We start from the raw sequence: 6,620 nt of genomic DNA, 5'->3' as shown, positions 1-6,620 counted from the left end.
TTTATTAAGAGATTTCTAGTTACTTTAGACTACAAGCAAATAAATGGTGCAACGTTAATATCCATCTAATGTATAGAATATCTCTAGTCTTCTAGGTTAGATTATTATTAAATATTTGTCAATTTTACTCATAAAATGAATTGAATTGGAATAATTCAATTTAATGTTATTTAAAATAGTGAGCTCATGGATAATCAACACGTAAAAAAAGAGGCAATTGCTCGATTGCCTCTACAAGACTGTAAACAAATTCGATAATAATACATTTTACCTACAGTTATGGTTTGTAAAATATGACCGTTGATTTCCCCTCCAGGACCTCGGCTCATTTGCGCCTGCGGGGTCTCCCTTGGACGCGCTTTTCCTAAGCGGGAGTCTCGCACACCCGTTCCAATCAACTTTGTTTTAACAATTAGATAGATCTCCTTTTACCTATAGTCTTTTAGTTTTAAAAAGGATGGCTTCCGAAAGAAAACGGATAAGTGTAGACCAATTCGTTTCATGCGGCAGCAGACCTCAATGGATTTGTGTTGGGGATGATAGTTCTCCCAGAAATACGCATGATAGTCATATCTTAGTGTGTCGGGTTGACTGGGTGATTGAGAAAGTTGGAAAATCAGAAGCTGTTGCCGCAAAACAAAAAACGGATGCTTTAATGAAACTGGCATCCGTTTTCTTTTATCTATATTTTAATAGTTCCGTTCGATGATAAAGTGTGCGCGATCGCCTCTGAAGAGAGTTTTAGAGAATTCAATGACCGAGCCATCACTCTCATGAGTGTAAGTTTCCAATGAAAAACAAGGTGAACCGTTAGGTACTTCTAACTTGTCAGAAATGGAATCGTCGGCTAGTGAAAACTCCAAGTGTTCGACTGTTTTTTTTACTTTTAAATTGAATTGTGTTTCAAGTACGTCAAAGAGCGACTTTTCACATGCCTCAATATTCAGACCGGGAGTCTTATACCAAGGAAGATAGGCAATTTCGTATTGAAGAGGGATATCGTTTACGTAACGTACACGCTCCAGTTTGTTGACTGGATCTCCAATATTTTGCTTGAAGAGTTTGGCAAGGGTTGCATTAGCTTCAATGACCTTTAAGCTAATGACCTTAGTGGAAGGATTTTTTCCTTGCATCGTTATTTGCTCAGAGAATTTTTCAACCGTGCTTGTAAGAAATTGCTGCACTTTATTTTCCGAAACAAAAGTCCCTTTCCCCTGGACACGATAGATGTAGCCTTCGACGGTCAATTGCTGTAAGGCGGTGCGAACTGTTGTCCTGCTTACACCATATATTTTACAAAATTCTGCTTCAGTCGGTAGTTTTGTATTCGGTTGATACTCGCCATTTTTTATGAGATCGATAATCGATTCCTTGACTATGGAATGCAATGCCGCTTCTTTATTTATGGTCTCCACAGTGATTCCTCCTATACTCATTCCAATATATACATATACATTATCTCGGATAAGTGCAATAATCAACTTTAAATCGAAAATTTGTAGTAACAATTTAAAATTTGTGTTGATATTTTATTAATTTGTAACTACAATATAAGTATGGAGGTAATAATACCCATTTTAAGGGAGTGATAGTACACAGGAACAGCGCTTATTTTAATAATGGGCTTCATTTCGCTTTAAAATACTGAATAATCAATTATTAAAAAAGGGGGGTAATTTCAATGAATATCTTATTATGTTGTTCAGCGGGTATGTCTACTAGTTTATTAGTTACCAAAATGGAGGAAAGTGCAAAGGTCCAAGGTGTGAATTGTAAAATATGGGCGGTTGGATCGACAGAAGTGAACAATGAAATGGATAAGGCTGATGTCATTTTATTAGGTCCACAGGTGCGATATCTGCTTTCCAAGTTACAGGAAGCGGGAAAAGAGAAGGGGATTCCGGTCGCAACCATCGATCCAATGTTCTATGGATTATGTAATGGTGAAGAAGTGCTAAAACAAGCCACTACTTTAATAAAAGGAGAATAAGGATATGATGACTTTTATTGATAAGTATATTATGCCCGGAGCTGTAAAGGTAGGAAATAACAGGCATCTGCTCGCCATTCGTGACGCATTGATTGGAATGATAGCGATTACAATGATCGGTTCATTTGCCGTCCTGTTTAATAATCTTGGGCAAGTCATCAAGCCGTACGGAAGAATGATGGAGGCCATTTTCGGTCCTGCGTGGAATACGCTTGGAGGGGATATTTGGTTTGGTACCTTTGCGTTCATGACGGTATTCGCTGTGTTCGGCATTTCTTATAAACTAGCAAGATCTTACGGTGATGATGGTTTTGAGGCCATGCTGGTTTCCGCGGCCTGTTTCTTCTTATTATTGCCCCAAATCGGTAATGTCACGTTAACGATCGATGATAAAGCGGTTACAGGGGGGGCATGGGGATTCGTAAGTGTGAACTATTTTAATGCTACGGCCCTATTTACAGGAATAGTCGTTGCCTTAATAGCAACGGAAATATTCGTGAGACTTTCAAGAGTCAAATATTTAGTCATTAAGTTACCTGATGGAGTACCTCCAGCGGTAGCCCGTTCATTTGCAAAGTTAGTGCCCGGTATGGCAACAATTTTTGCCGCTGGCGTGTTTGGACTGCTATTTCGTAAAGCTACGGATGGGCAGGTATTAAATGACTGGCTGAGTAAAGTGATTGTATCTCCTTTACAAAGTGCTGTAGATTCATTGCCATTCGCTATTTTACTAGTATTTCTTGTTCATTTATTATGGATGATCGGTTTGCACGGACCGAATATCCTTGGCGGGATAACGACACCGCTTTTTGAAAGTTCGGGCGTGAAAAATATTGATTTATATGCACAAGGTGTCAAAGACATGGACCAATATGGGGTATTGGCAGGTTCATTCCTCGATGCATTTGTTTATTTAGGCGGATCTGGTGCAACATTAGGCCTGATCATCGCTATGATCATTGCCGGACGGAAACGATATAAACAGATGATTGCACTTGGAGGGGCACCAGGGGTGTTCCAAATTAACGAACCGATCCTTTTCGGATTGCCTATCGTTCTGAATCCAATGTGGTTCATCCCCTTTGTTCTCGGTCCGGTTATTACAACGGTGATCTCATATATAGCGGTAAGTAGTGGAATGGTTTTCCCGATCGTTGCTAAAATTCCATGGGTAACCCCTCCGATTGTGGGAGGATTCCTGGCTACCGGCGGGCATGTATCTGGAGCGGTATTGGCTGCGATCAACCTATTCATTTCAACAGCGATTTATTTACCGTTCGTATATGCTCAAGTGAAGATAGATACAAAAAATAAAACAGAGCTTACGAAAGATTCAGAAACGTTAAGCGTTTAAGAAAGAAGTGATAATAATGGAAAAAGAAGAATTATACCAGCTATCCTTTCAATTGATTTTATATAGTGGGAATGCAAGAAGCTTTGCAATGGAAGCGATGCAGGAAGCGAAGAAAAAGGATTTCGATTCTGCCCGTTTGAAAATTGCAGAGGCTGAAACGGAATTGCTGCAAGCCCATAAATACCAAACTCAATTAATCCATGCTGAGGCAGGCGGGGACCATTTTGAACTTCCCATTATCCTGGTGCATGCACAAGATCATTTAATGACAGCGATGACTTTAAAGGATCTTGCAATTGAAATGATCGATCTACGCGAAGAATTCTTGCATGCAAATGCTGTTAAGGAGGGAACTGCTGAATGAGCAAGGGGTTGAAGATTGTCACGATTGGCGGAGGATCGAGCTACACGCCAGAACTGATCGAAGGTTTCATTAAATATCATGGGGAACTGCCTGTGAGTGAGATTTGGCTCGTGGATATCGAAGCGGGAAAGGAAAAGCTTGAAATTGTTGGGGATTTGGCAAAAAGGATGATCGAAAAGGCTGGTGTGGATATAGATGTCCATCTGACGCTAGACAGAAAGAAAGCGCTTAAAGGTGCGGATTATGTAACAACCCAGCTGCGTGTTGGCCAGCTCGCTGCAAGGGCTCTTGATGAAAAAATCCCCTTGAAACACGGTGTCATTGGACAGGAGACGAACGGGCCAGGCGGTCTTTTCAAGGCTTTTAGGACGATTCCCGTCATTCTCGATATAGCTCGTGAGATGGAGGAATTATGTCCAAATGCATGGTTGATTAACTTCACGAATCCGGCTGGAATGGTAACGGAAGCAGTTCTGCGTCACAGCAATATTTCCAAGATCATCGGCCTTTGCAATGTGCCGATTGGTATGGAACGAGGTGTTGCGGATTTGATGGGCGTCGAGCCATCAAGAGTCAGGATCGACTTTGCTGGTTTGAACCATATGGTTTACGGATTGGATGTATTCGTTGATGGGGAGAGCGTCAAAGATCAAATCATCAATCTGATTACAGATCCAGCGAAAGCTGTCACGATGAAGAATATCCATGCAATGGGCTGGGAACCGGAATTCCTTAGAGCGTTGAATCTGTTTCCATGCCCATACCACAATTACTATTATAAAACGGGAGATGTATTGGCTCAAGAATTGAAGGATGCTGAAAACGGGGAAACACGTGCTGAGGTCGTTCAAAGACTTGAAGAAGAATTATTCGAGCTTTACAAAGATCAGGATCTGGCTATCAAGCCGCCGCAACTAGAAGAGCGCGGAGGCGCATACTACAGTGATGCGGCTGTCCGGTTGATTTGCTCGATGCATACGGATAAGCGAGATATTCAAGCGGTAAATACCGTCAACCATGGTGCGATTGAAGGCATCCCTTACGGCTCGGCGATTGAAACCAGTTGCGTGATAACTAAGGATGGTCCTAAGCCAATCAATGTAGGAGAGCTTCCTGTCGCTGTCCGCGGATTAATTCAGCAAATTAAATCCTTTGAACGAGTAGCCATCGAAGCTGCAATCTCAGGTGATTATGATACTGCGTTGCTTGCCATGACGATTAATCCACTCGTTCCAAGCGATCGGGTTGCAAAACTAATCTTAGACGAAATGCTCGAGGCACATAAAGAATATTTGCCCCAGTTTTTTGAAAAAAAAGAGTTGCAGGATAACTTCTCATGATTGAAGTTCTTATAAACGCAGATGATTTTGGGTTAACTAAAGCGGTGAATTACGGAATTTTGGATTGTCATAAATATGGAATTGTCAATTCGGCAACGATCATGATGAATGCAAAAGCAACGGAGCATGCGATTGAAATCGCAAAGAAAACGCCTTCGTTGAAAGTAGGGATACACTTAGTGCTGACATGGGGGAAACCTTTGTTGAGCGACGTGCCGAGTTTAGTTGACGAATCTGGATTCTTCAAGAAGCAAGGGGTGGTATATGGAGACACTAACGATATTTCCTTGAGCGAATTGGAGAGGGAGTGGTCAGCACAGATCGAAAGATTCTTGGAGTTTGGTCTGTTTCCGACGCATTTAGACAGCCATCATCATGTACACGGGATAACAGCGTTTCTCCCTGTTATTCAAAAGCTGTCAGAGAAATACCGATTGCCAGTACGTAATGCTGGAGAACATCTTGTTGGGGTCCAAACCATAACAGATGTATTCCTGGATGACTTTTATGGAGAAATGGTGGTTGAAGATTACTTTCAAAACTTAAAGGGGAGGTTAATGGACGGGGCAAGCGTGGAAATAATGACTCATCCAGCTTATATGGATGAAGAATTGATGCAAGTTTCTTCTTATAATGATAAACGCTTAAAGGAAACGCGGATTTTGACAGATGCAAAATTGCCAGAAGGATTTTTCCTTAGATATAGCATCAACCAAGTTAAGATTTGATTTTAAAAAGGGTAATCCTACTACCAAAAAGGGGACCATTCATCATTAAGATGAATGGTCCTTTCTAATTCAATGATTGCTTTATCTCAAATTAATAAGCTAAGCTGAATAGGGCTTTGATGTGTGATAAATAGCGAACATTACTTGCTTCTTTCATCAATGTAGCAGGCAGACCTTTAAGGGAAATGTCATTAGCCCCAACGGTTGCCACTGCATCCTTACGGCCAAGGCTTGCAAGTGTACCTGAGTTTACAGGTGAAAATTCTTCAAGTTTCTTGCCTTCAAAGGCTGCATATAGGTTGTATCCAACAAGCTCACCCATTTGCCATGCGTTTTGGGCAGTTGGTGCGTATGGACGGCCGCCTTCTGGAGGGAAAGCAAGGGCACTATCACCGACGACGAATACGTCATTATGAGATTTCGATTGCAGGTACTCATTAACGGCTGCTTTGCCGCGATCGACTTCAAGCCCGGATTCACCAACGATAGGAAGGGCTGCAACTCCGCCTGTCCAAACAAGCGTATTGGCTGTGATCGTTTGTCCATCTTTCAATTCGATTTGATTTCCTTTAACACCCGTTACAGGAAGGCCTGTCAAGAATTCAACGCCGCGTGCTTCCAAGCTTGTCATGGCACGTTCGATCAAGTGATCAGGCAGGACTGGAAGGATTTTTGGACCAGCTTCCACTAGCTTGATTTTCAAGTCCTTGAAATCCACTCCGAATTTTTTGGCGATTTTAGGGAAGTGATCCACAATTTCACCAATTAACTCGACGCCCGTCAATCCGCCGCCGCCGATTACGATGGTAGCGTCCGCTTCATTTTTAGTTTGTGCATATTCACG

7 protein-coding genes are annotated in these 6,620 nt (G+C 41.8%); 5 read left to right on the top strand and 2 right to left on the bottom strand.

Annotation, left to right across the window (positions count from 1 at the left end):
* Window positions 1-689 precede the first annotated feature (689 nt).
* Window positions 690-1,415 (bottom strand): GntR family transcriptional regulator, encoded by a 726-nt coding sequence (locus tag ACFWE9_RS25335; protein WP_230157906.1) that lies wholly within the window; start codon window positions 1,413-1,415, stop codon window positions 690-692.
* Between the two features lie 266 nt (window positions 1,416-1,681).
* Here ACFWE9_RS25335 and ACFWE9_RS25330 point away from each other — a divergent pair, with 266 nt between their 5' ends.
* Genes ACFWE9_RS25330 through chbG form a run of 5 tightly spaced genes read left to right on the top strand, consistent with a single transcriptional unit; the run spans window position 1,682 to window position 5,776 of the window.
* Window positions 1,682-1,990, top strand: coding sequence for a PTS sugar transporter subunit IIB (locus tag ACFWE9_RS25330; protein ID WP_230157904.1), 309 nt, complete (start codon window positions 1,682-1,684; stop codon window positions 1,988-1,990).
* Between the two features lie 4 nt (window positions 1,991-1,994).
* On the top strand, window positions 1,995-3,344 hold the full coding sequence (locus ACFWE9_RS25325; protein ID WP_230157902.1) for a PTS sugar transporter subunit IIC: 1,350 nt from the start codon (window positions 1,995-1,997) through the stop codon (window positions 3,342-3,344).
* A gap of 16 nt (window positions 3,345-3,360) precedes the next feature.
* Window positions 3,361-3,708, top strand: coding sequence for a PTS sugar transporter subunit IIA (locus ACFWE9_RS25320; protein ID WP_230157900.1), 348 nt, complete (start codon window positions 3,361-3,363; stop codon window positions 3,706-3,708).
* Window positions 3,705-5,048: a 6-phospho-beta-glucosidase gene (locus ACFWE9_RS25315; protein ID WP_230157898.1), complete on the top strand. Its 1,344-nt coding sequence runs from the start codon at window positions 3,705-3,707 to the stop codon at window positions 5,046-5,048. The genes ACFWE9_RS25320 and ACFWE9_RS25315 overlap by 4 nt, the downstream gene beginning before the upstream one ends.
* Window positions 5,045-5,776, top strand: coding sequence for a chitin disaccharide deacetylase (chbG, locus tag ACFWE9_RS25310; protein WP_230157896.1), 732 nt, complete (start codon window positions 5,045-5,047; stop codon window positions 5,774-5,776). The genes ACFWE9_RS25315 and chbG overlap by 4 nt, the downstream gene beginning before the upstream one ends.
* A 91-nt stretch (window positions 5,777-5,867) precedes the next feature.
* Here chbG and ACFWE9_RS25305 read toward each other — a convergent pair.
* A partial coding sequence (locus ACFWE9_RS25305) for an NAD(P)/FAD-dependent oxidoreductase (RefSeq protein ID WP_377359406.1) occupies window positions 5,868-6,620 on the bottom strand: 753 nt, incomplete at its 5' end.

The organism is Peribacillus sp. NPDC060253 (assembly GCF_042727425.1).
Classification (GTDB): Bacteria; Bacillota; Bacilli; order Bacillales; family DSM-1321; genus Peribacillus.
Note: the sequence above shows the minus strand (reverse complement) of the source record. Positions and strands in the feature narration are given on the sequence as shown.

What these genes read in the sequence shown, in the direction of transcription:
- ACFWE9_RS25320 (WP_230157900.1), top strand. Translation starts at nt 3,361, where the DNA reads ATGGAAAAAGAAGAATTATACCAGCTATCCTTTCAATTGATTTTATAT.
- ACFWE9_RS25315 (WP_230157898.1), top strand. Translation starts at nt 3,705, where the DNA reads ATGAGCAAGGGGTTGAAGATTGTCACGATTGGCGGAGGATCGAGCTAC.
- chbG (WP_230157896.1), top strand. Translation starts at nt 5,045, where the DNA reads ATGATTGAAGTTCTTATAAACGCAGATGATTTTGGGTTAACTAAAGCG.
- ACFWE9_RS25330 (WP_230157904.1), top strand. Translation starts at nt 1,682, where the DNA reads ATGAATATCTTATTATGTTGTTCAGCGGGTATGTCTACTAGTTTATTA.
- ACFWE9_RS25325 (WP_230157902.1), top strand. Translation starts at nt 1,995, where the DNA reads ATGATGACTTTTATTGATAAGTATATTATGCCCGGAGCTGTAAAGGTA.